This window comes from Salinispora mooreana, from assembly GCF_000379065.1.
In the GTDB taxonomy this organism is placed as follows: Bacteria; Actinomycetota; Actinomycetes; order Mycobacteriales; family Micromonosporaceae; genus Micromonospora; species Micromonospora mooreana.
Window position 1 is genome coordinate 1,622,173 of sequence record NZ_KB900614.1, and the last position, 20,783, is coordinate 1,642,955.

The following is a 20,783-nucleotide window of genomic DNA, read 5'->3' on the forward strand; positions in this document are numbered from 1 at the left end:
GGTCAAGATCATGATGATCATAACCATCGACAACCGAGAGTACACGCGATCGGGGTCACCTCGGATCTATCGACACTCACCATTGCGGCGGTAGGGTGTGGCCAGTCGTCACACCTCGCGAAGGGCCCCGCCGATGAGCAGATCCCGCACGCCGCGGTCCCGCTGGCTCGGCACACTGAGCCTGGCCGCGGCCGGCCTTCTCCTGACAAGTGTGGTCGCCGCAGCGCCCCACGGCGCCAGCGCGGCCACCACCAAGTCCAGCGCCGTCACCACCGCGGATATCCCCGGGGTTGACGAGATCCGCAGCAGCCCCAACCTGAAGCTGGTCGTCAACCTGCCAAAGGAAACACCGCTCGACGCGACGAACAGTGACCTCGCCTTCCAGGGCCGGTACGCCTTCGCCGGCAACTACAACGGCTTCGTCATCTACGACATCTCGCGTCCGGCCGCCCCGACGGTCGTCTCCCGCGTGTTCTGCCCGGGCTCGCAGAATGACATCTCCGTCCACGGCGACCTGCTCTTCCTCTCCACCGACTCGCCCCGCAGCGACGACTCGTGCGACAGCACCCGGGTTCCGTCAAGCGAGACCCAGTGGGAGGGCATCAAGATCTTCGACATCAGCGACAAGGCCAACCCGCGCTACCTGAAGAGCGTGCAGACCGCCTGCGGTTCGCACACCCACACGCTGGTGCCCGCCCGAAACAGGGCGACGATGTACATCTACGTCTCGTCGTACGGCCCGTCGGACACGTACGTCGGCTGCCCACCACCGCACGACTCGATCTCCATCGTCAAGGTGCCGGTACACCGGCCCACCGACGCGGCGGTGGTGGCCACCCCGAATCTCTTCCCCGACGGCGGCTACGAGGGCGTGCCGGGGCAGAAGTCGGCGACCAGCGGTTGCCACGACATCACCGCCTACCCGTCAAAGAACCTGGCCGCCGGTGCCTGCATGGGTGACGGCATCCTGATGGACATCTCGGACCGGGAGGCGCCCGAGGTCATCAACCGGGTCCGAGACACCGAGAACTTCGCCTTCTGGCACTCCGCCACCTTCAACAACGCCGGCACAAAAGTGATCTTCACCGACGAGTTGGGCGGTGGCGGCGCCCCCACCTGCAACGACACCATCGGCCCCAACCGGGGTGCCGACGCGATCTACGACATCGTCGGTCGCGGCGACGACCGCACCATGGTCTTCGGCAGCTACTTCAAGATCCCGCGGGAGAACACCGACACCGAGAACTGTGTGGCACACAACGGCTCGCTGATCCCGGTGTTCGGGCGGGACATCATGGTCCAGGCGTGGTACCAGGGCGGCATCTCGGTCTGGGACTTCACCAACTCGGCCAACCCCCGCGAGATCGCGTACTGGGAGCGGGGCCCACTGGACGAGGAGAACCTCATCACCGGCGGCTCCTGGTCCGCGTACTGGTACAACGGCTACATCTACTCCAACGACATCGCCAAGGGCCTTGACGTTCTTCGGCTCACCGACTGGCGCACCTGGACGGCCAACTTCGTTCGCTACCCAGAGCTGAACGCACAGACCCAGACCGGTCGCTTCGGCCGGTAGCCCCGGGTAACCGGCCAGCCGGTCACGACCGGACGCACCGTGGGGTCGACTTCCACCCGGAAGTCGACCCCGGTCGCGTTCGACGGCCGGGCGTAGGTCAGGCCCGCGTCACCGGTTGCTGTAGCTCCGTAACCCCGGCCGCAGGATCATCGGCGCAGTACTCCACGTACAGCTCGCGGTGGTAGCCCTCGGCCCGCCAGCCGTTCTCCTCGATCCACTGAGCCAGCGCTGCAGGGTTCCCGCGACCTCATCCATCGGACCGCGGTGAATCACCGTGGCCGCCGCCGGCACCGCCGGCAGGTCTACGACCGCGAAGTCCCGCGTCCGATCCGGGCTGACCGCGACCTCGATGGCGGCGTGCACCACAACCGTCTCCCCGTCCCCGGCCGACTCGTCGTATGCCAGGCCGGGCCCGGTCGGCGACGTCTGCGCGACGGCCAGCCGCCGAAACAACTCCGGGTAGAGCGGCTGGATCGCCCGACCGATGTCAGCGGTCTCGTGGCTGGCCGCCATTGCTGTCAACTCCGCGACGCGAAGCGATGACAGCTCCTTGAGCACGACATCCTGCGTGTTCATCCGACCCTCTCTTTCGATCGTCCGGAGCCTCGCCTCGATCCGGGTCAACTGCGCAGTGTCCGCCGCAAGCTGGGCCCGACGTAGTCGCAGCATGCCGCGCAGCTCCGCGACATCCAGCGCATCGTCGAGAACCTGCTGGACCTGGGCCAACGTGAAACCAAGGTCCTTCAGCGCGATCACCCGGTTGAGTCGGCGCAGCTGATCGGTCAGCCCTGACACCATGTCAGAGTCAACCCCGAACCGCCCTCAACCGGGCGACGGCACGTCGTCGCCTCGGGTGCGGCGCGGTCCGACCAGCCGGCGCACGATCGGCACCGCGTTCCACTTGGCTGCGCCGACCAGGTCCCGAGCATGCTCCAACATCGTGTAGTCCGGACGGGCTCGGCCGGCGGCGATGGCCCGGTCCAGGTCGTTGCCGCAGCTGGTGAGCACGCGGTCGAAGTCCCGGCGCACCGGCTCGGCCAGGTCGTAGCGGAAGGAACGGTGCAGCCGGGCAAAGACCGGTTTGTAGAGCCGGGCCCGCTCGTGCAGACCGGAGGAGTACGACATCGGGTTCTTCGGTCGCTGAAGGATGTAGTCCGGCAGCAGATCCGCGAAGGCCCGCCGGACGATCCACTTCTCCTGCCCCGCGCGCAGCTTCAGCCCGATCGGCAGCCGCATCGCAAGCTCGACCACGCTCGGGTCGAGGAACGGCACCCGGGCCTCCACCCCGTACGCCATGCTGGTGCGGTCAACGCGTTGCAGCTCCGTACGGCAGAGGTTGATGATCTTGTGCAGAAAGAGCCGACGGGCTGCCTCCGGGCCGACCCGGTGGTACATCGGGTAGCCGCCGAACAACTCGTCCGAGCCGTCACCGGTGAGCGCCACCTTGATGCCCAGCTCGCGCAGCCGTCGGAAGAGCGGCACCGAGACCACCGCGTTGATGATGTCGCCGTACTCGGTGAGTTCCGAAATTCGGATCGCCTCCCGGATCTGGGCCAGGCGAATGTCTCGCGGCTGCAACTCCACCACCTCGTGCGGGACCCCAAGGTCCTTCGCCAGCCGACGCGCGTAGCGCAGGTCGGGGCTCTCCGGCACGCCGACGGTAACCGCAACGCAGTCCGGGTGCAGATCGCGGGCGTGGAGCAGCGCGAGTGAACTGTCCAGGCCACCGGAGAGGACCACGCCGACGGTGAGATCGGTGTCCAGCCGCGCCCGGATGCTGTCGGTGAGGGCGTCCCGGACGAGCAGGGCGGCCTCGTCCGGGTCGTCGACCGTCGGCAACCCCTCGCCGAGGGCGAGCAGGCTGACGTACGGACACAGGCGGGCCGCAGCATCGGCCTGCACCCAACCGTGGTGGCCGGGCGGCACCTCGGTGACCGGCGCGCCGAAGCCGACCAGGGCCTTGACCTCGCTCGCCACATGCAGACAGCCCGGGGTCTGGGTCCAGTAGAGCGGCTTCACCCCGAGCGGGTCACGCACCAGGTACGCCCGTCCGCTGGCCCGTTCGACAATCACAAAGGCGTACTCACCGCGCAGCCGGGAGACCATCGCCTCGCCCCAGTGCAGGTATCCGGCGAGTACCACCTCGGTGTCGCTCATCCCACGGAAGCGGTAGCCCAGGGTGGTCAGCTCCGCGCGCAGCTCGTGGTGGTTGAAGATCTCGCCGTTGTAGCAGAGCACCCACCGCTCGTCGGCGGAGACCCAGGGTTGCACCGCCCGCTTCCGGTCCACCACCGGCAACCGGCGCACCCCGGTGAGCAGGCCACTCTCGGACCGGGTCTCGGTCACCTCACCACGTGGCTCCAGGGTGGCGAGCATCCGTCGGAAGATGGCCGGATCGGCCTCCGGGCCGAGGCTCACCGCAATCCCGCACATCCGTTCAGACCCCCAGCTCGGCTTCGTACACCCGACGCAGCCGACCGCGCGCCCCGGGCGCCAGGCACAGGTGCCAGGCCTGCCCCTCATCAACCACGTTGACCTCGCCCGCCCGCTGCCGGGCGAGGAGCAGATCGGCGAGGACATCCCGGGCTCCGAAGCGGTCGAACCAGGTCATTTCCACATCCGCGGCCCAGCCGAGGCAGTGTCCACTGGGCAGCATCGCCGCGTATCCGAGTCGTCGCAGCCGATGCTGGTGCTCCGCGCTCCGGACCAGGCTGGTCACCCAGAGCGGCGGGGTACCGGCGGGCGCATGGGCCGTGAACTCGCGGGCGATGTCGTTGAGTAGCGCCACCATCTCCCGGCGGGATCGGCGAAACAGCAACCCGGCGGTCTGCGGAGCCGCGCAGGGGCGGATTCGGCGCCGCAGTGCCCGCATCCCGCGCTCGAAGAACGTGGCCGGCTGTCCCTGGTAGCGGAAGCGCAGCAGGTCCCGGCGGCGCAGCCACTCCAGGTCAATCAGGTCGGTGCTCTGGTTGACCTGGTCGTCGGTACGGTAGGTGGGAGCCTCGCGCCACCACATGACATCGATGCGCGAGAGCAGGTAGATCCGGACCAGGGCGGTAAGGTCAGCCGCGGAACTGCGCTCGCTCGGCTGGTAACGGGCCATCTCCAACAGCAGCGTCTCGCGCGCGCCGACCAGACCCGATGGGGTGGCATCCAGCACCACGGCGATAGCCGGCTCGCGCAGCCGCTGGTCGATCAGCACCTGCCGGGCCACGGTGCTGGTGGCCCCGGCGAGCGCACCGACCTCGACCAGCAGGTCGGCGACGGCGGCTCGGTACGCGTCCAGGTCCGGCTCGCCGGTCGGAAGCCGACGGGACCGATCCGCCGCCGCGCGGCGGGCCGGAGCAGCCGGGACGGACGGGCCGGGCTGCTGGCCCGGGCTTCGGCTGGGCAAACGCATCGTCGGTCCCCTCTCCCGTCACCACACCACGGGGAACATCACTCTGCGTGAAATAGTAATCACCTTTTACGGGCAAGAGGTCGAATATTCCTCCTATCTCCCCGTCAAGAAGTCAAAGAGTGCGATGGGTCGTGAACCGCCTGCAGGTAGACAGCTCATCAGGAATCCGGCTGTCCCGTAGCCACGGCACCTGAGTTGGCAACCCCCGCCGTACGTGGTGGCACCGGCTGGCCGCCGTGATGTGCCGGTCGGCGAAGCGGGCCCCAGGCCGTGATGAAAGGCTTGACGCATGAGTTCCGCACCCGTTAGGCCAGATCCAACTGCCGAACCGTCCACTGACGACGAGGCGACCGCCTTCGTCGACCTGGGCCTGCGCGACGAACTCCTCGCCGCGCTCGCCGCGCTCGGCTACGAGGAGCCGACGCCGATTCAGCGGGAGGCGATCCCTCCCCTGCTCGCCGGACGGGATCTACTCGGCCAGGCTGCCACGGGCACCGGCAAGACGGCCGCATTCGCCCTACCGTTGCTGCAACGGATGCCCGCCGACCGGTTGACCGCCGATCCGGTGGCGCTGGTGCTGGTACCCACCCGAGAGCTGGCGGTGCAGGTCTCGGAGGCGTTCCATCGGTACGGCAAGGAACTCGGCACCCGGGTGCTGCCGATCTACGGCGGCCAGCCGATCGGTCGGCAACTGCGGGCCCTGGACGCCGGGGTGGACATCGTGGTGGCCACGCCCGGCCGAGCGCTCGACCACATCGCTCGTGGCACACTCCGCCTGGGTGACGTCGGCACCGTCGTGCTGGACGAGGCCGACGAGATGCTGGACATGGGCTTCGCCGAGGACATCGAGGCGATCCTGGAACACGCGCCGGAACAGCGGCAGACCGTGCTCTTCTCGGCGACCATGCCCGCCCGCATCGACGGCATGGCCCGGGCATACCTGACCGACCCGATCCGCATCCTCATCGCGCGGGAGAAACCGGTAGCCGGCGAGGCGCCCCGGGTCCGGCAGAGCGCATACCTGGTAGCCCGGGCGCACAAACCCGCCGCGCTGGGCCGGGTGCTGGACGTGGAGTCCCCCACTGCGGCGATCGTCTTCTGTCGCAGCCGGGAGGAGGTTGACCGGCTCACCGAGACGATGAACGGTCGCGGCTACCGGGCCGAGGCGCTACACGGCGGGATGAGTCAGGAGCAGCGGGACCGGGTGATGGGTCGGCTGCGCGCCGGCACCGCCGACTTGCTGGTCGCCACCGACGTGGCAGCGCGCGGCCTGGATGTCGAGCAGCTCAGCCACGTCGTCAACTACGACGTCCCCTCGGCGCCCGAGTCGTACGTGCACCGGATCGGCCGGGTGGGGCGAGCCGGCCGGGAGGGAGTGGCGATCACCCTCGCCGAGCCGCGGGCACACCGGATGCTGAAGACCATCGAACGGGTCACCGGTCAACGGATCACCATCGACAAGATCCCCACCGTGGCGGACCTGCGTAATCGTCGCCTGGAACTCACCCAGGCCGCGCTGCGGGAGAGCCTGCTGGAAGACGACCTGGAGCCGTTCCGGGTCATCGTCGAGTCACTGAGCGACGAGTTCGACCTGATGGAGGTGGCCCTCGCCGCGGTACGCCTGGCCCACGAGGCCACCCTGCCGGGCGCGCTGGAGGAGGAAGAGGAGATCCCGCAGATCGCGGTTCGCCCACCCCGGACCGGCCGACCGGGACACGAGGGCAGAGGCGAGCGCCGGCCGGGTCGGCCCCGGAGCGCCGGCACCACTCAGGTCTTCGTCGGGCTGGGTCGGCGGGCCGGGGTGCGACCGCAGGATCTGGTCGGTGCGATCACCGGCGAGACCGGCATGAACGGACGGGACATCGGCTCGATCGAGATCGCAGACCGCTTCTCGCTGGTGGAGGTGCCGGCGGGGCTGGCCGACGAGGTGATCTCGGGCCTGCGCGGCAGCACCATCAAGGGACGCCGGGCAACCGTTCGTCGCGACCGGGACACCGACGGGGGTGACCGCCGCCGGCAGCCCCGTTGAGCGGGCGGGGCCGCACCGACGCAGTGGCAGTAACGAGGGCCTGCTTTCCGGCCCTCGGTGGCGGCGATCGGCTCCTCGCCATCGGGCGCTACCAAACTCGGGGCGCACCAGCCAGCCGACGATGGTCGGCACTGGTGCGCCCGAGGCGTTTTCGGTTGCCGCCATGTCGATTCGGCGCCAGATTTCGCCACACCCGAAATGAAGTCGACGCGTTTTGTTGCGAAAATGCCCAGGGATAGGTCAAACTTTGACCACACCCCACCCCCACACAGGGAGTAATCGGCCATGGCAAGAAAAGTAATCACGGTTCTGACCGACGACCTCGACGGCGGAAAAGCCGATCGGACCGTCGAGTTCAGCCTGGACGGCGTGGCGTACACCATCGACGTGTCCGACGAGAATGCGGGCATCCTCCGGAAGACGCTGGATCCGTATCTGAGCGCCGGCCGCAGGATCGGCCGAGGCGGCATGGACACCTCGCGGGCACCACGACGGGGCACCAGCACCGGAATAGACCGGGAGCAGAACCGTGCGATCCGGGAATGGGCTGCGCAGAACGGCTACAAGATTTCTGAGCGCGGTCGCATCCCGGTGGAGGTCGTCGAGGCGTACAAGAACCGCTGAGCGCCGGGTGTCCACCCGAGCGGGGCCGTGCCGATTCCAGCACGGCCCCGCTGTCTTTTCGCCGGCCAACGGCCCGCCACCAGTGACGCGCCCCGCACTCACCACCATGCCTGCGGGCGGTCGCCCGGCCGGGCGCGCTCCACCAGGCACAGACACGGTCGCGGAATCGACCGCGAGGGACCGGAATCGCCGGACCACCGACCGGTGCCCGGTAGCTGAATTGATCCGGGCTCGCCAACATTCGACCGTGACCGAGGCTCGGGGTCATACCAGTCCACGGCCGGACTTGGCTGCAGTCGGTCCAGGCCCGTCAGTTAAGGGTTCCACGATGACACAGCAAGCCAACTGTCCGCATCGGCGATAGCGTGATCCCTGTTGATGAACGGCAGTAGCGCCACCCGCCCAAATCAATCGATGATGGGCGATATGTTCCAAATGCTGCACACGCAGCAATCAACCCCCGAGAGCAAAGATGTCGACTGCCGGATCACTCCCCGGGCAGACCGATCCCCCCGCCAGATCTCGGCCAATCCCTCCTTCGTCGTCGCCCTCCGCATCGCCCCCGGGTTTACCAAATCACTGCGAGGCACGCGGGTTAGCGGTGTGCGGAACCGTGCTCACGCTGAAGGGGCCCGCCGTGGTCGGCACGCTGCCTGAGGCGACCGACCAGGCGGTCGGCAACGTAAGCGACCACCTCCGCGTGCTGGCCTCGGCCGAGCTGATCGAGGAAACACCGGAGTTGGCCAGAAACCGCCGGGAGCGGTGGTGGCGTCTCGTCTCAGACGCCGCCTGGCACGAGGGGTGCGCTGTCTCCGCCGAGACGTGGCTACGGCTGACCGCCGAGGAGACCCGCCAGGTAGCTCACGAGCTGACCGAGGTGCTCACCAGGGCGGCGCGTCCGCTGCCCAGGTCGCCGGTCCCGGCGTCGGCGCGAGCCCGCTGCGCCCGTGAGTGGATCTACCCACGTCGGCCGTGGCCCAGCCTGCTGAGCGCGGGGACCGCACCGCGGGTGCGTCCCCTACAGCTCCGATGGTCAACGATGAGGACCGCGCCCCAGGTCAGCGCCAGACGACCACCTCGTCCAGCGGCTTGCGGGAGATGTCCGGCACGGTCGCCCCCTCCGCCGGGTAGCCGACCGGAATGATCAGGTTTCCCCGCTCCTCCGCAGGCCGGTCCAACAACTCGTTGAGGAAGCGCATCGGACTCGGGGTATGGGTCAGGGTGGCGAGGCCAGCCTGGTGCAGCGCGGCGAGCAGTAGCCCGACCGCGATCCCTACCGACTCCTTGACGTAGTAGGGACGGGGACTCTGTGGGCCGCGGTGGACCTCGAAGACGACGATCACCGCTGGGGCGGTCTCCAGAAAAGGCTTGCTCGCATCCGTTCCCAGCGGCGCGAGCGCCGACAGCCACTCCTGCGGCGCGCGCTGCTCGTAGAACACCCGCTCCTCGGCCTCCGCGGCGGCGCGCAGCCGCCGCTTGAGCTCCGGTGCGGTTACCACCACGAACCGCCACGGCTGTCGATTCGCGCCACTCGGCGCCGAGGCCGCCGCCCGCAGGGCGTGCTCGAGCACCCCCTCCGGGACCGGCTTCTCGCTGAAGTCCCGCACCGTACGGCGCCGGACCATCGCCTCGGCGAACCCACGTACGCGAGCCAATGCCACCGCAGGCGGCACGCCGTAGTCGGGTAGCGGTAGGACGGCGGGAGGTTGCTCAGCACGGTTCGGCGACATCCGGCCATTGTCGGCCTCTCGTGTGGCCATGGCCACTCCCGCACGGCATGATCGACACAACGGGCCTACCGGAGGTGAAGCGGATGCGGGTGGTATCACTGGTGCCGTCGCTGACCGAGGCGGTGGCATTGACGCTGCCCGGGGTGCTGGTCGGCGCCACCGACTGGTGCGCCCATCCGGTGGGGCTGAAGGTGCCCCGGGTCGGCGGCAGCAAGTACCCGGACCTGGACCGGGTACGCGCGCTCCGGCCGGATCTGGTTCTGCTCAACGTCGAGGAGAACCGGCGCGAGGACGCGGACGCCCTGGTGGCGGCGGGGGTTCCGGTGCGGATCACCTACCCTCGCACCGTCGATGGGGCGCTCACCGAGCTGGCCGAGCTCCTCACCGAGCTGGGTTCGCCGGGTGAGCCCGAGTGGTTGGTGTCCGCCCGCCGTGCCTGGGCGGAGCTGCCCGAGGACTGGCCGCCGCGCCGTGCCGTGGTGCCGGTCTGGCGGCGCCCGTGGGTGGTGCTGGGCCGGGACACCTTCGCCGGGGACGTGCTCCGCCGGCTGGGGTTGACCAATCTGTACGCCGGCGACGCCGGGCGGTATCCCCGACCGTCCCTGAGCGAGCTACGCGCCCGGACTCCTGCGCTGGTCGTGTTGCCCGACGAGCCATACCGTTTCGCTGTGGATGACGGGCCGGAGGCATTCCCCGAGCTGCCGTGTGCCCTCGTCTCCGGTCGGCACCTGACGTGGTATGGCCCGTCCCTGGCGGAGGCGCCCACCGTCCTGGCCGCCCAACTGGCGGCGCCGGTCACCTACCGGGCGGTGTGACCCACGGGCCCAAGGTCCCGTCTGACGGACCCGATTGACCCTGCCCGCACCCCCTGCCGCTGCGATCGAATTGATGTGCCACAGACAGTGCGACACGAGGCACCAGCAGGAAGGGCGTGCAGACGATGACCGCGACGACCAAGCGGAACGCCGCCGAGACAGTCAACACCGTGAGCCAGGTCGAAACCGGGCAGGGACGAGCCGCCCGCCTTGTACTGGCCGGCACCCGCCTGGCGCTGGGCTGGATCTTCCTCTGGGCCTTTCTCGACAAGCTGTTCGGGCTGGGGCGGGCGACCGAGGCCGACAGCGCCTGGATCAACGGCGGCAGCCCGACGAAGGGCTTCCTGACCTTCGGTGCGACCGGGCCGTTCAAGGGCTTCTACAACAGCATCGCGGGCGCGGCGTGGGCCGACTGGCTGTTCATGATCGGGCTGGCGGCCATCGGCACCGCCCTACTGCTCGGGATCGGCATCCGGGTTGCCGCCGCGACCGGCGGACTTCTCATGGTGCTGATGTGGACGGCCGCATTGCCGCCGTCGAACAACCCGTTCATGGACGATCACCTGATCTACGCCGCGGTGCTGGCGGTCATCGCCCTGCTCCACGCCGGTGACACCTGGGGCTTCGGTCGAGCCTGGGCCGGGCTCCCGATCGTACGGCGGATGCCCTGGCTCCGTTGACGATCTCGACACTCCGCTGGGCGGGCGTCACCACTGGTGGTGCCCGCCCAGCGCCTTACCGCCCCCAGGGGTTCGGCCACCAGCGGCGATCGGGCAGGATCGGGCAGGTCAGGCAGCACGACGAAGGACAGGAGACGCTGGTGAACCAGGCAACGAAGCCCGAGGTGGGAGCGATCGAGGGCGCCCCGCCGCGTGACCTCCTCGTCGAGGAGATCACCGTCGGCGAGGGAGCGGAGGCGCAGGCCGGGCAGGTCGCCCGCGTCCACTACGTCGGTGTCGCCCACTCCACGGGCCGTGAGTTCGACGCGTCGTGGAACCGTGGCGAGCCGCTCGAGTTTCCCCTCGGCGGCGGGCGGGTCATCGCCGGCTGGGACCAGGGTGTGGTCGGCATGCGGGTCGGCGGCCGACGGCGACTGACCATTCCACCGCATCTCGCTTACGGCGACCGCGGCGCCGGCGGCGTCATTCAGCCGGGCGAGACGCTGGTCTTCGTCGTTGACCTGGTCGGCCTCCGCTGACCGGTCCGAGCAGCCGGGCGCCGGGCGTTCCCTCCGGCGCAATCGGAGGGAACGCCCGCGGGTCCACGCGGCATCGCAGCGCTGGCGGTTAGCCGCCGCTCACGGAGGGCTCCGGGGCAGGGGAGCCGCTGCCCTCGGACGGCACCGGCGCGGGAGAGCCGCCGGCCACCGCACCCGGGTTCGGGGCGGCCGGGCTCGGTTTCAGGCCGGCCGGCACGGGCAGGGCGCTGCCCTTGACGTACTCCTCCCAGCTCACGTTCCAGGCGGTCCAGCCGTTGCCCTCATCCAACGTCACCTCGGTGCCCTTGATGGTCACCAAGTCGCCGACCTGGGTGACGCCCATCAGCCAGTCGGCGCTGGCGGCCGATAGGTTGGTACAGCCGTGGGAGACGTTGCGATACCCCTGAACTCCCTCCGACCAGGGCGCGCCGTGCAGGAACTCACCCCGCCAGGTCAGCCGCTGCGCATCCTCGACATCCACCACGTACGGGTCCGCCGAGCCGCGGGTATCGAAGGTGGTGAAATCATGCTTCTCCATGATCACCATCTTGCCGCTGGAGGTTGGCGTACTCGGCTTGCCGAGGCTCACCGGTAGCTCCCGCAGCAGCTTTCCGTCCTGGAACACCGACATCTGCTTGGTCTCGTTGTCGATCTCCAAGGCGACCTGGCGACCAATCTTCGCGGTCGCCTGCCGGTCGGCGTCGCCCACGTACTCCTCACCGATCGGCAGGCCTTCCAGACCGGCGCGAAAACTGATCGTCGTATCCGGTCGCCAGAAGTCCGGCGCCCGGTAGTAGACCTGGCTGCCGTCGGACACCCAGGACCACACCCCCGGCTGGGACGGATTGGTCCGCACAAACAAACGCCGCTGGACGGCCGCCCGGGCCTCCTCCGGAATCGGCGGATCGAACGCGACGGTCACCGGCATAGCGGTTCCGTACGTCCGGTCACCCGTGAAATACAACGTGCTGGTAATTGCCGGTTTCGTGGACTTCGGCATGGTGGTGAAGGTGGTTTTCCGGGTCGTAGTGGTTTTACCGGAGTTACCGGTCGCAGTCACCTCAGCCGTATATGTCCGTTTTGGCGTTAGCGGCGTGCTCGGCACCCAGGTCGAGCCATCCTCCCTGGGCTCCCCCTTGACCTCGGCCCCCGCGTCATCGGTGACGCGGACCGCGGTAATCGTCCCGCCCTTGACCGCGGTGCCGACCTCGGCACTGATCGGGACGTCCGTCGCCTGGTCGGTCGGCGTCACGGTCAGTTCCGGCGGAGCCGGTCGGGCCTCCTCGCGCTCGCTGAATGCGCACCCGCCGAGTGTTACCGACACGGCCGCGACAGTTACCGTGAGCAGCGTCATTCGCCGCCTGAATGCCATGTGCGCCCCCCGTTCGTCTCCTCCTCCGCCACATTCTCTCCGCCGTGCTGCTCGGGGCACGCATTTTCGGCAAATTTGGCTTTGTGAATATCTACCCCATTTTGGGGCTTTGCGCTATCTGTTCCGAGCCTGCCCGATCAGGGGCACCGATCACATCCGAACCGTCCAGGGCCGTTCGTCCGAAATTCACTCCAACGTGGGGTGGAGCCGACGGAACCGGTCGGGAAGCGGACGATGGCCCGGCACGCGGGGCCGTACCGGCCCCGCGTCCTGGTCAGAGGTTCGCGATCAGCACCGCTGGCCGCTCGACACAGTCCGCGACATGCCGCAGGAAGCCCCCGGCCACCCCGCCGTCGCAGACCCGATGATCGAAGGTGAGGCTAAGCTGCGTTACCTTGCGTACCGCAAGCTGCCCGTCAACCACCCATGGCTTATCCATAATCCGCCCGACGCCGAGCAGCGCCGCCTCCGGATGGTTGATGATCGGCGTGGACCCGTCCACCCCGAACACGCCGTAGTTGTTCAGCGTAAACGTCCCGCCGGTGAGCCGGGTCGGTGGCAGCGTGCCAGCCCGCGCCGCCGCCGTGGTCTCGGCCAGCGCGGCGGCCAGCCCGGCGGTGGTGAGCCGCTGCGCGTCGCGCAGCACCGGAACCACCAGCCCTCGGTCGGTCTGGGCGGCGATCCCCAAATGCACCCCGGCGGACTGGACAATCCGCTGCGCCCCACTGTCTACCCGGGCGTTGAGCTGGGGGAACCTGCGCAGCCCAGCAAGGCAGATCCGGGCGAGCAGGGCCAGGATGCTCACTGGTTCCGCCGGGGTGGCCGCGTTGATCGCCGCGCGGGTCTCCAGCAGGGCGGTCGCATCGACATCCACCCAGATCGTCACCTCGGGAATCTCCTGCCGGCTGCGGGAGAGCTTGTCGGCGATGACCTTGCGGATGCCGGTCAACGGCACGATCACGTCGCCGTCGGCGGGCGCGGCGGGCACGGTGACCGGAGCCGGGGTGGCGGCCTCCACATCAGCGCGGCGAATCACGCCGCCGCTGCCGGTGCCGCGCAGGGCGGCCAGGTCAACGCCGCGCTGCTTCGCCAGCCGCCGCACGATCGGTGAGATGACCCGAACACTCTCGCCGGCCGGCCCGAGGCCGCCACTCGGTGCAGCCTCGGGCCGAGTCGCGACCTCGGTCGGAGTGGCGTCACTCGAGGCGGCGTTGGCCGGCGCGGCCCGGGCGACCCGGGTTCGGCGCCGGCGAGCCGCCCCGCCATGGCCGGTGCCATAACCGATCAAGACGTTCCCGGAGCCAGTCCGCTCCTGCTCGTGGTTGACCACGGGCCCGCCAGAGCCGCCAGGAGTGCTATCCGCCTCGACCGCGTCCAGCGACGCGATGGTGATCAAGGGCTGGCCGACCGGCCGCACCTCGCCCGCCGTGCCGTGCAGGGCCACCACCCGTCCGGCGTACGGGCAGGGCACGTCTACGACCGCCTTGGCGGTCTCCACCTCCACGACGGCCTGGTCCACCGTCACCGTGTCGCCCACAGCGACCCGCCACTCGACGATCTCCGCCTCGCTCAGCCCTTCCCCGAGATCCGGCAGAAAGAAGACACGCTCACTCATCAGGCCGCCACCCACCGCTCGTCGGGCTGGTCGTCCCACTGGAGGCGGGCCACCGCGTCAAGCACCCGATCCACCGACGGCAGGTGGGTATGCTCCAGCATCGGCGCCGGGTACGGGATGTCCAACCCGGCAACCCGCAGCACCGGCGCGTGCAGGGAGTGAAAGCAACGCTCCTGCACCCGCGCGGCGATCTCCGCGCCGACCCCGGCGAAGCCCTGGGCCTCGTGAACCACCACACACCGGCCTGTCTTCCGCACCGACGCCGCGATCGTGTCGTCGTCGAACGGCACGATCGTCCGCACGTCAACGACTTCAAGGTTCCAGCCCTCCGCCTGGGCCGCCTCGGCCGCCGCCAGGGCCACCGGCACCGCCGGTCCGTACGCGACCAGGGTGGCGTCAGTGCCCTGATGGCGTACGACGGCACGGCCGAACGGCTCGGTCCGAGCTGGCAACTGCGTCTCGGCGCTGGCGAAGTAGAGCTTCTTCGGCTCCAGGAAGACGACCGGGTCCGGATCGTCGATCGCCGAACGCAGCAGCGAGTAGGCATCGGCCACGGTAGCCGGGGTGACGACCTTCAGACCAGGGGTGTGCGCGTAGTACGCCTCGGAGGAGTCGCAGTGGTGCTCCACCCCGCCGATGCCGCCAGCGTACGGGATCCGGATGACGATGGGCGCGGTCAGTGCACCCCGGGTGCGGTTGCGCAGCTTCGCCACGTGCGAGGCGATCTGCTCGAAGGCCGGATACCCGAACGCGTCGAACTGCATCTCCACCACCGGCCGTAGCCCGGACATGGCGAGGCCAACCGCAAAGCCGACGATGCCGGCCTCGGCAAGCGGAGTGTCGAAGCAGCGCTTGTCGCCGAAGCGGGCTGCCAGCCCGTCGGTGATCCGGAAGACCCCGCCGAGCTGGCCGACATCCTCGCCGAAGACGACCACCCGGTCGTCGTCGAGCATCGCGTCGGCGAGCGCGGTGTTGAGCGCCTTCGCCATGGTCATGCTTGCCATCACCCGGCTCCCTCCTGGTCAGCGGCCAATTCGGCACGAACCTGCGCGCGCTGTTCGACCAGCTGGGGCGTTGGTTCGGCGTAGACGTGGTCGAAGAGCGTCAACGGGTCAACGGTCGGCTTGTCGTGCATCCGCTCGCGCAGGTCGGCCGCGTACTCCTCGGCCTGTGCGGCCACCCGCGCCACCGTGGTGTCGTCCAACGCCCCCCGGTCGCGCAGGTAGGTCTCCAGTCGAACGACCGGGTCCCGGTCCTGCCAGCTCGCCACTTCGTCGGCATCCCGGTAGCGGGCGGCGTCGTCGGCGTTGGTGTGCGGCTCCATCCGGTAGGTGTGCGCCTCCACCAGGAAGGGGCCGTGGCCGGCACGGGCGTGCGCCACGGCCCGGTTGAGCACCGCGAGGACGGCGACCGGGTCGTTGCCGTCGACCTGCTCGCTGGGCACGCCATAGCCGACGCCCTTGTACGCGAGACTCGGTGCGGCGGTCTGCCGAGACAGCGGCACGCTGATCGCGTACTGGTTGTTCTGCACGAAGTAGACGACCGGTGCCTTGAAGACGGCGGCGAAGTTGACCCCCTCGTGGAAGTCGCCCTCGCTGGTGGCACCGTCGCCGAGAAAGGCCAGTGCCACCGTGTCCCGGCCCTGGTACGCCTCGCCGTGGGCGAGCCCGGCGGCGTGCACACACTGGGTGGCCAGCGGGGTGCACTGCGGGGCGGTGCGCCGGACGGCCGGATCGTAACCACAGTGCCAGTCCCCACGGAGCAGGGTCAGCACCTCCACCGGGTCGATCCCCCGGGCGGTCAACGCCATCGACTCGCGATAGGTCGGGAAGACCCAGTCATCGTCGCGCAGCGCGAGGATCGCGCCGACCTGACACGCCTCCTGGCCCCGAGCCGACGGGTAGACGGCGAGTCGACCCTGTTTGGTCAGGGCGGTGGCCTGCAGGTCAAAGCGGCGGCCGAGCACCATCCGGCGGTACAGCTCGACAAGCACCTCAACCGGGGGCGCCGGGTAGTCGGGGTGCACCGGTAGCGGGGCGCCGGCGGGGTCGAGCAGGCGAATCTGCTCACTGGCGGGCAGCAGCGGGCGGGCCGGGTCCGGCGGTGCGGCCGGCCGGGAGTTTCTGCGGACCGCCCGGGGTGTGGTCGTCACGGCGGATACCTCCTGGACATCTGGTGCGCCCATGCTCCTGTGGTCGGATGGTTGACTCAAGATCCCCCGCAAACGCAGGATGGTTGGCCTGGAGGGGGTGCTGCGATGAGCCAAGAGTCCGGCCCAGATAGGGCCTCGACGGCCGGGCCGGGACGATCGGCCCGGCCACTGGACCATGTGGACCGCCGTATCCTGGCCGAGCTGGTCCGGGACGGACGCACGTCGGTGCGGACCCTCGCCGTACGCCTGCACATCTCCCGGACCAACGCATACGCCCGGGTGGAGCGGTTGCTGCGCGACGGTGTGGTCACCGGCTTTCAGGCCCGGGTGGCACCGGAGGCCGCCGGGTTGGGCACCTCGGCGTACATCGCGATCACCATCGAGCAGAACACCTGGCGTGAGGTCTCGGCGGAGCTGGCCCAGGTGCACTACCTGGAGCACGCCGCGCTGGTCGGCGGCGATCACGACGTACTCGCTCTGGTCCGGGCCCCGGACAACGCCACGCTGCGAGACGTGGTTCTGACCCGGGTGCAGAGCATCCCCGGAGTGCTCTCCACCCGCACCTGGCTGGTGTTCCACGAGTTCGACGGCGAGACATCACCCTGGGGCCCGACCGCCTCCCCTCCGCTTCCCGGTCCCGGACGCCCGGGACCCTGAACGCTCTGGTGGCACCGCCAGCTTCTCCCGGTCGGCCAACTCCAGCAACGGCTCCAGCGAATACGCCCGCTCGTCCAGGCCCGCGTGTGGGTCACCGTGCTCGGTGAAGCGGGCCGGCATCGTGGTGATGTCGAAGTCCTCCGGCCGGGCATCGTCCAGCTCGGTCCAGGCCACCGGCGCGGAGACCAGCGCCGCCGGGGTGGGCCGGATCGAGTACGCCGAGGCCATCGTGTGGTCCCGGGCCATCTGGTTGTAGTCGACGAAGACCGGCCGATCCCGCTGCTCCCGCCACCAGGTGGTGGTGACCAGGTCGGGTCGGCGGCGCTGGATCTCCCGGCCCAGCGCCAGCACCGCCCGGCGGCAGTCCCCGAAGCCCCACCGTGGCTCGATGGTGAGATAGACGTGTAGTCCTCGTCCCCCGGTGGTCTTCGGGTAGCCGACCAACCCGAGCTCGTCGAGGAACGCGCGGACCTCGTGCGCCACCGGGACCACCTGGTCAAACCCGACCCCGGGTAGCGGATCCAGATCAATGCGTAGCTGGTCTGGTCGCTCGACATCACGCCGGGACACCGGCCACGGGTGGAACCGGAGCGTGCCGAGGTTGACCGCCCAGGCCACCACGGCCAGCTCACTCGGCGCGAGCTCGTCCGCGCTCCGACCGCTTGGGAACGTCAGGTGCGCGGTGCGAACCCAGTCGGGGGCACCCGCCGGCAGCCGCTTCTGATAGAAGGCGTCACCGCGGTTGTCCGCCCGCGTCGCGATCTTGGCACCGGCGACGACGCCGCGTGGCCACCGCTCGAGCATCGTCGGCCGGTCCCGCAGGGCGCGCAGGATGCCCTCACCGACGGCCAGAAAGTACCGCACCACATCGAATTTGGTCAGCCCCAACTCGGAAAAGTAGGGCTTGTCCGGGTTGGAGACGCGGACCAGCCGCCGTCCCACCCGGATCTGCTCGGCCGGCGTCGCCACGCCCACACCGTAGCCGTGATCCGGACGTGCACAGGGTCGGACGCGCATCGCCAGCCGCGCGGATCCGGCAACCCCGGCGAGGGAGCGGGCTACCAGGCGGTGGGTGGCGACCCTGCCGGCGCCGGCAGGATCCGGCGCGGCTGTCCCAGTGGCCCGCTCCGTCGCCGCCACTCCCGGGGGTAGCCCACCGACACCTCCTCGAAGCGCACCCCGTCGTACCAGGTGGTGCGCGGGATGTGGAGGTGGCCATAGACCACCGCGACCGCCTCGAAGCGCTGATGCCAGTCGGCCGTCGCCTCGGTGCCGCACCACTGCGCGAAGATCGGGTAGCGGAGAATGCGGGTGGGTTCGCGCCGCAGCGGCCAGTGGTTCATCAGGACCGTCGGAAGCGCCGGGTCCCGCTCCGCCAGCCGCCGGGCCGTCCCGGCGACTCGGGCGGCGCACCAGGCCGATCGGCTCTCGTACGGGTCAGGGTGCAGCAGGTACTCGTCGGTACAGACGATCCCGGTCCGGTACGCCTCGGCGAGTGCCGCCTGCGACGTGTCGAGGCCCTCGGGGCGCCAGCTGTAGTCGTAGAGCAGGAACAGCGGTGCCACCGTGACCGGGCCGCCGGGCCCCTCCCACACCGGGTATGGGTCCTCCGGCGTGACAACACCGAGCTCTCGGCAGAGTTCGACCAGGTGGGCGTAGCGGGCGGCGCCGCGCAGGGGCACCGGGTCGGCCGGCAGGCTCCACAGCTCGTGGTTGCCGGGCGACCAGAGCACCTTGGCGAACCGGGCAGTCAGCAGCCGCAGCGCCCATTCAACCTGCGCGACCGTGTCTCCCACGTCGCCGGCGACCAACAGCCAGTCCGCCGGCGACTCCGGGCGGAGCTGCTCGACGACCGTCCGGTTCTCTGCGTGCCGCACGTGCAGATCGCTGATTGCGAGCAGACTCCCCCGATCGTCCGCCCGATCGCCCGGCCACGTCATATTCCGATCTTAGCCGCGCTCTCCATCGCCGTCGATCTTCGATTCGGCTCCCGGCCGGCCGCGCAGGGCGGACGAACGGGTGCCGGCGCCGCAGAAGCGAAACCGGTAGGATCCCCTCGGGTCGGGACTGGCGCGATTTGGGATGGAGCACCATCGGGGAACGACCCATCACGAGGACGCACGCCGAGCGCCTGGGCCTCCACACGTCCACCGGGTTTACCAGGAGGTCACATGTCGGGTAACGCCGAGTCCACCGCCTATCGCAGCGCACTCGAGGTGATCGGTGCCGTCGAGCCGCGAGTCGCCAATGCCATCCGCGCCGAGCTGGCCGACCAGCGTGAGTCGCTCAAGCTGATCGCCAGCGAGAACTACGCCTCCCCCGCGACGCTGCTGGCCATGGGCAACTGGTTCAGCGACAAGTACGCCGAAGGTACGGTCGGCCGTCGCTTCTACGCCGGCTGCCAGAACGTCGACACCGTCGAGGCACTCGCCGCCGAGCACGCCCGGGAGTTGTTCGGATCGCCGTACGCCTACGTGCAGCCGCACTCGGGGATCGACGCCAACCTGGTCGCCTTCTGGGCGGTCCTCGCCGACCGGATCGAGTCACCCACGCTCACGCGTGCCCAGGCCCGGCACGTCAACGACCTCACCGAGGCCGACTGGTTCGCCCTGCGCCGTGAGTTGGGTAACCAACGGATGCTGGGCATGTCGCTGGACGCGGGGGGTCACCTCACCCACGGCTTCCGGCCAAACATCTCCGGCAAGATGTTCGACCAGCGCAGCTACGGCACCGACCCGGAGACCGGGCTGATCGACTATGACCGGGTCGCCGAGGCGGCCCGCGAGTTCAAGCCGCTGATCCTCGTCGGCGGCTACTCGGCGTACCCCCGGAAGGTCAATTTCCGAATCCTGCGGGAGATCGCCGACTCGGTCGGTGCCACCTTCATGGTGGACATGGCCCACTTCGCCGGGTTGGTCGCCGGCAAGGTCTTCACCGGTGACTTCGACCCGGTTCCGCATGCGCACATCGTGACCTCCACCACACACAAGTCGTTGCGCGGGCCCCGCGGCGGCCTGGTGCTCTGCGGTCCCGAGCTCGCCGAGCAGGTCGACCGGGGCTGCCCGATGGTGCTCGGCGGCCCGCTGCCGCAGGTGATGGCCGCCAAGGCGGTCGCGCTCGCCGAGGCCCGGCGTCCCGACTTCGTCGACTACGCTGGGCGAATCGTCGCCAACGCGCAGGCCCTGGCCGACGGGTTGCAGCGTCGGGGCGCGAAGCTGGTCACCGGTGGAACCGACAACCACCTGGCGCTGATCGACGTAACGGGGTACGGGCTCACCGGCCGGCAGGCCGAGCAGGCGCTCCTCGACTCGGGCGTCGTCACCAACCGCAACGCGATCCCGCAGGACCCGAACGGCGCCTGGTACACCTCCGGGATCCGGGTCGGTACGCCGGCGTTGACCACCCGGGGTTTCGGCACCGCGGAGTTGGATGCCACCGCCGAGCTGATCCACACCGTCCTGAGCCGGACCTCGCCCGGGACGAACGCCGACGGCACCGCCTCGAAGGCGAAGTACGTGCTGGACCCGGGCGTCGCCGACCGAGTCGGCAAGCAGGCCAGCGACCTGCTCACCGGCTTCCCCCTCTACCCCGCCATCGACCTCGGCTAGCCCGCCG

At 69.6% G+C, this 20,783-nt stretch carries 17 protein-coding genes, 1 pseudogene and 1 riboswitch; of the genes and pseudogenes, 8 read left to right on the plus strand and 10 right to left on the minus strand.

Annotation, left to right across the window (positions count from 1 at the left end; translation table 11 throughout):
• Positions 1-133: 133 nt before the first annotated feature.
• Positions 134-1,576: an LVIVD repeat-containing protein gene (locus SALPAC6_RS0107755; protein WP_018252862.1), complete on the plus strand. Its 1,443-nt coding sequence runs from the start codon at positions 134-136 to the stop codon at positions 1,574-1,576.
• Between the two features lie 97 nt (positions 1,577-1,673).
• Here the strand turns inward: SALPAC6_RS0107755 and SALPAC6_RS28880 are convergent.
• From SALPAC6_RS28880 to SALPAC6_RS0107770, 3 genes and pseudogenes are all read right to left on the minus strand, one after another.
• Positions 1,674-2,356 (minus strand): annotated as a pseudogene (locus tag SALPAC6_RS28880) (MerR family transcriptional regulator); the annotation flags it as partial.
• Positions 2,357-2,398: 42 nt separating this feature from the next.
• Positions 2,399-4,009, minus strand: a complete 1,611-nt coding sequence (locus SALPAC6_RS0107765) for an asparagine synthetase B family protein (protein ID WP_026189419.1) — start codon at positions 4,007-4,009, stop codon at positions 2,399-2,401.
• Between the two features lie 4 nt (positions 4,010-4,013).
• Entirely contained in the window at positions 4,014-4,976 is a 963-nt protein-coding gene (locus SALPAC6_RS0107770) for a DUF5715 family protein (protein WP_018252864.1), read from the minus strand.
• 289 nt (positions 4,977-5,265) lie between these two features.
• Between SALPAC6_RS0107770 and SALPAC6_RS0107775 the strand changes: the two genes are divergently transcribed.
• Complete coding sequence (locus tag SALPAC6_RS0107775; RefSeq protein WP_018252865.1) at positions 5,266-7,005, plus strand: DEAD/DEAH box helicase; 1,740 nt, start codon at positions 5,266-5,268, stop codon at positions 7,003-7,005.
• 285 nt (positions 7,006-7,290) lie between these two features.
• Positions 7,291-7,629: a histone-like nucleoid-structuring protein Lsr2 gene (locus SALPAC6_RS0107780; RefSeq protein ID WP_018252866.1), complete on the plus strand. Its 339-nt coding sequence runs from the start codon at positions 7,291-7,293 to the stop codon at positions 7,627-7,629.
• A gap of 1,058 nt (positions 7,630-8,687) precedes the next feature.
• On the opposite strand, the gene SALPAC6_RS0107785 is transcribed toward SALPAC6_RS0107780, so the two are convergent.
• The gene (locus tag SALPAC6_RS0107785; RefSeq protein WP_026189420.1) at positions 8,688-9,395 is read right to left on the minus strand and encodes a nitroreductase family protein; all 708 of its coding nucleotides are present in this window, start codon (positions 9,393-9,395) and stop codon (positions 8,688-8,690) included.
• Between the two features lie 47 nt (positions 9,396-9,442).
• On the opposite strand from SALPAC6_RS0107785, the gene SALPAC6_RS0107790 reads away from it, so the two are divergent.
• The 3 genes from SALPAC6_RS0107790 to SALPAC6_RS0107800 all read left to right on the plus strand — a co-directional run bounded on the left by SALPAC6_RS0107790 (position 9,443) and on the right by SALPAC6_RS0107800 (position 11,372).
• Complete coding sequence (locus tag SALPAC6_RS0107790; protein ID WP_018252868.1) at positions 9,443-10,174, plus strand: helical backbone metal receptor; 732 nt, start codon at positions 9,443-9,445, stop codon at positions 10,172-10,174.
• 116 nt (positions 10,175-10,290) lie between these two features.
• A complete protein-coding gene (locus tag SALPAC6_RS0107795) occupies positions 10,291-10,854 on the plus strand; it encodes a DoxX family membrane protein (RefSeq protein ID WP_018252869.1) in 564 nt (187 codons plus the stop codon).
• Positions 10,855-10,994: 140 nt separating this feature from the next.
• Entirely contained in the window at positions 10,995-11,372 is a 378-nt protein-coding gene (locus SALPAC6_RS0107800) for an FKBP-type peptidyl-prolyl cis-trans isomerase (RefSeq protein ID WP_018252870.1), read from the plus strand.
• Positions 11,373-11,460: 88 nt separating this feature from the next.
• On the opposite strand, the gene SALPAC6_RS0107805 is transcribed toward SALPAC6_RS0107800, so the two are convergent.
• The 4 genes from SALPAC6_RS0107805 to pdhA form a co-directional block, all read right to left on the minus strand.
• Positions 11,461-12,744: a L,D-transpeptidase gene (locus SALPAC6_RS0107805; RefSeq protein WP_033666411.1), complete on the minus strand. Its 1,284-nt coding sequence runs from the start codon at positions 12,742-12,744 to the stop codon at positions 11,461-11,463.
• 274 nt (positions 12,745-13,018) lie between these two features.
• Positions 13,019-14,374, minus strand: coding sequence for a dihydrolipoamide acetyltransferase family protein (locus SALPAC6_RS0107810; protein WP_018252872.1), 1,356 nt, complete (start codon positions 14,372-14,374; stop codon positions 13,019-13,021).
• On the minus strand, positions 14,359-15,363 hold the full coding sequence (locus SALPAC6_RS0107815) for an alpha-ketoacid dehydrogenase subunit beta (protein ID WP_026189421.1): 1,005 nt from the start codon (positions 15,361-15,363) through the stop codon (positions 14,359-14,361). The genes SALPAC6_RS0107810 and SALPAC6_RS0107815 overlap by 16 nt, the downstream gene beginning before the upstream one ends.
• Positions 15,363-16,544: a pyruvate dehydrogenase (acetyl-transferring) E1 component subunit alpha gene (gene pdhA / locus SALPAC6_RS0107820; RefSeq protein ID WP_026189422.1), complete on the minus strand. Its 1,182-nt coding sequence runs from the start codon at positions 16,542-16,544 to the stop codon at positions 15,363-15,365. The genes SALPAC6_RS0107815 and pdhA overlap by 1 nt, the downstream gene beginning before the upstream one ends.
• A gap of 72 nt (positions 16,545-16,616) precedes the next feature.
• On the opposite strand from pdhA, the gene SALPAC6_RS0107825 reads away from it, so the two are divergent.
• Positions 16,617-17,168 carry an Lrp/AsnC family transcriptional regulator gene (locus SALPAC6_RS0107825; protein ID WP_026189423.1) on the plus strand — a complete coding sequence of 184 codons (552 nt, stop codon included), beginning with the start codon at positions 16,617-16,619 and terminating at the stop codon, positions 17,166-17,168.
• On the opposite strand, the gene SALPAC6_RS0107830 is transcribed toward SALPAC6_RS0107825, so the two are convergent.
• Positions 17,109-18,185 carry a DNA polymerase domain-containing protein gene (locus SALPAC6_RS0107830; RefSeq protein ID WP_080636145.1) on the minus strand — a complete coding sequence of 359 codons (1,077 nt, stop codon included), beginning with the start codon at positions 18,183-18,185 and terminating at the stop codon, positions 17,109-17,111. The genes SALPAC6_RS0107825 and SALPAC6_RS0107830 overlap by 60 nt on opposite strands.
• 41 nt (positions 18,186-18,226) lie before the next feature.
• Positions 18,227-19,108 carry a metallophosphoesterase family protein gene (locus tag SALPAC6_RS0107835; RefSeq protein WP_018252877.1) on the minus strand — a complete coding sequence of 294 codons (882 nt, stop codon included), beginning with the start codon at positions 19,106-19,108 and terminating at the stop codon, positions 18,227-18,229.
• Between the two features lie 113 nt (positions 19,109-19,221).
• Positions 19,222-19,312: riboswitch (ZMP/ZTP riboswitch) on the plus strand.
• Positions 19,313-19,339: 27 nt separating this feature from the next.
• Here SALPAC6_RS0107835 and SALPAC6_RS0107840 point away from each other — a divergent pair.
• Positions 19,340-20,776 (plus strand): glycine hydroxymethyltransferase, encoded by a 1,437-nt coding sequence (locus SALPAC6_RS0107840; RefSeq protein WP_018252878.1) that lies wholly within the window; start codon positions 19,340-19,342, stop codon positions 20,774-20,776.
• Positions 20,777-20,783 lie beyond the last annotated feature (7 nt).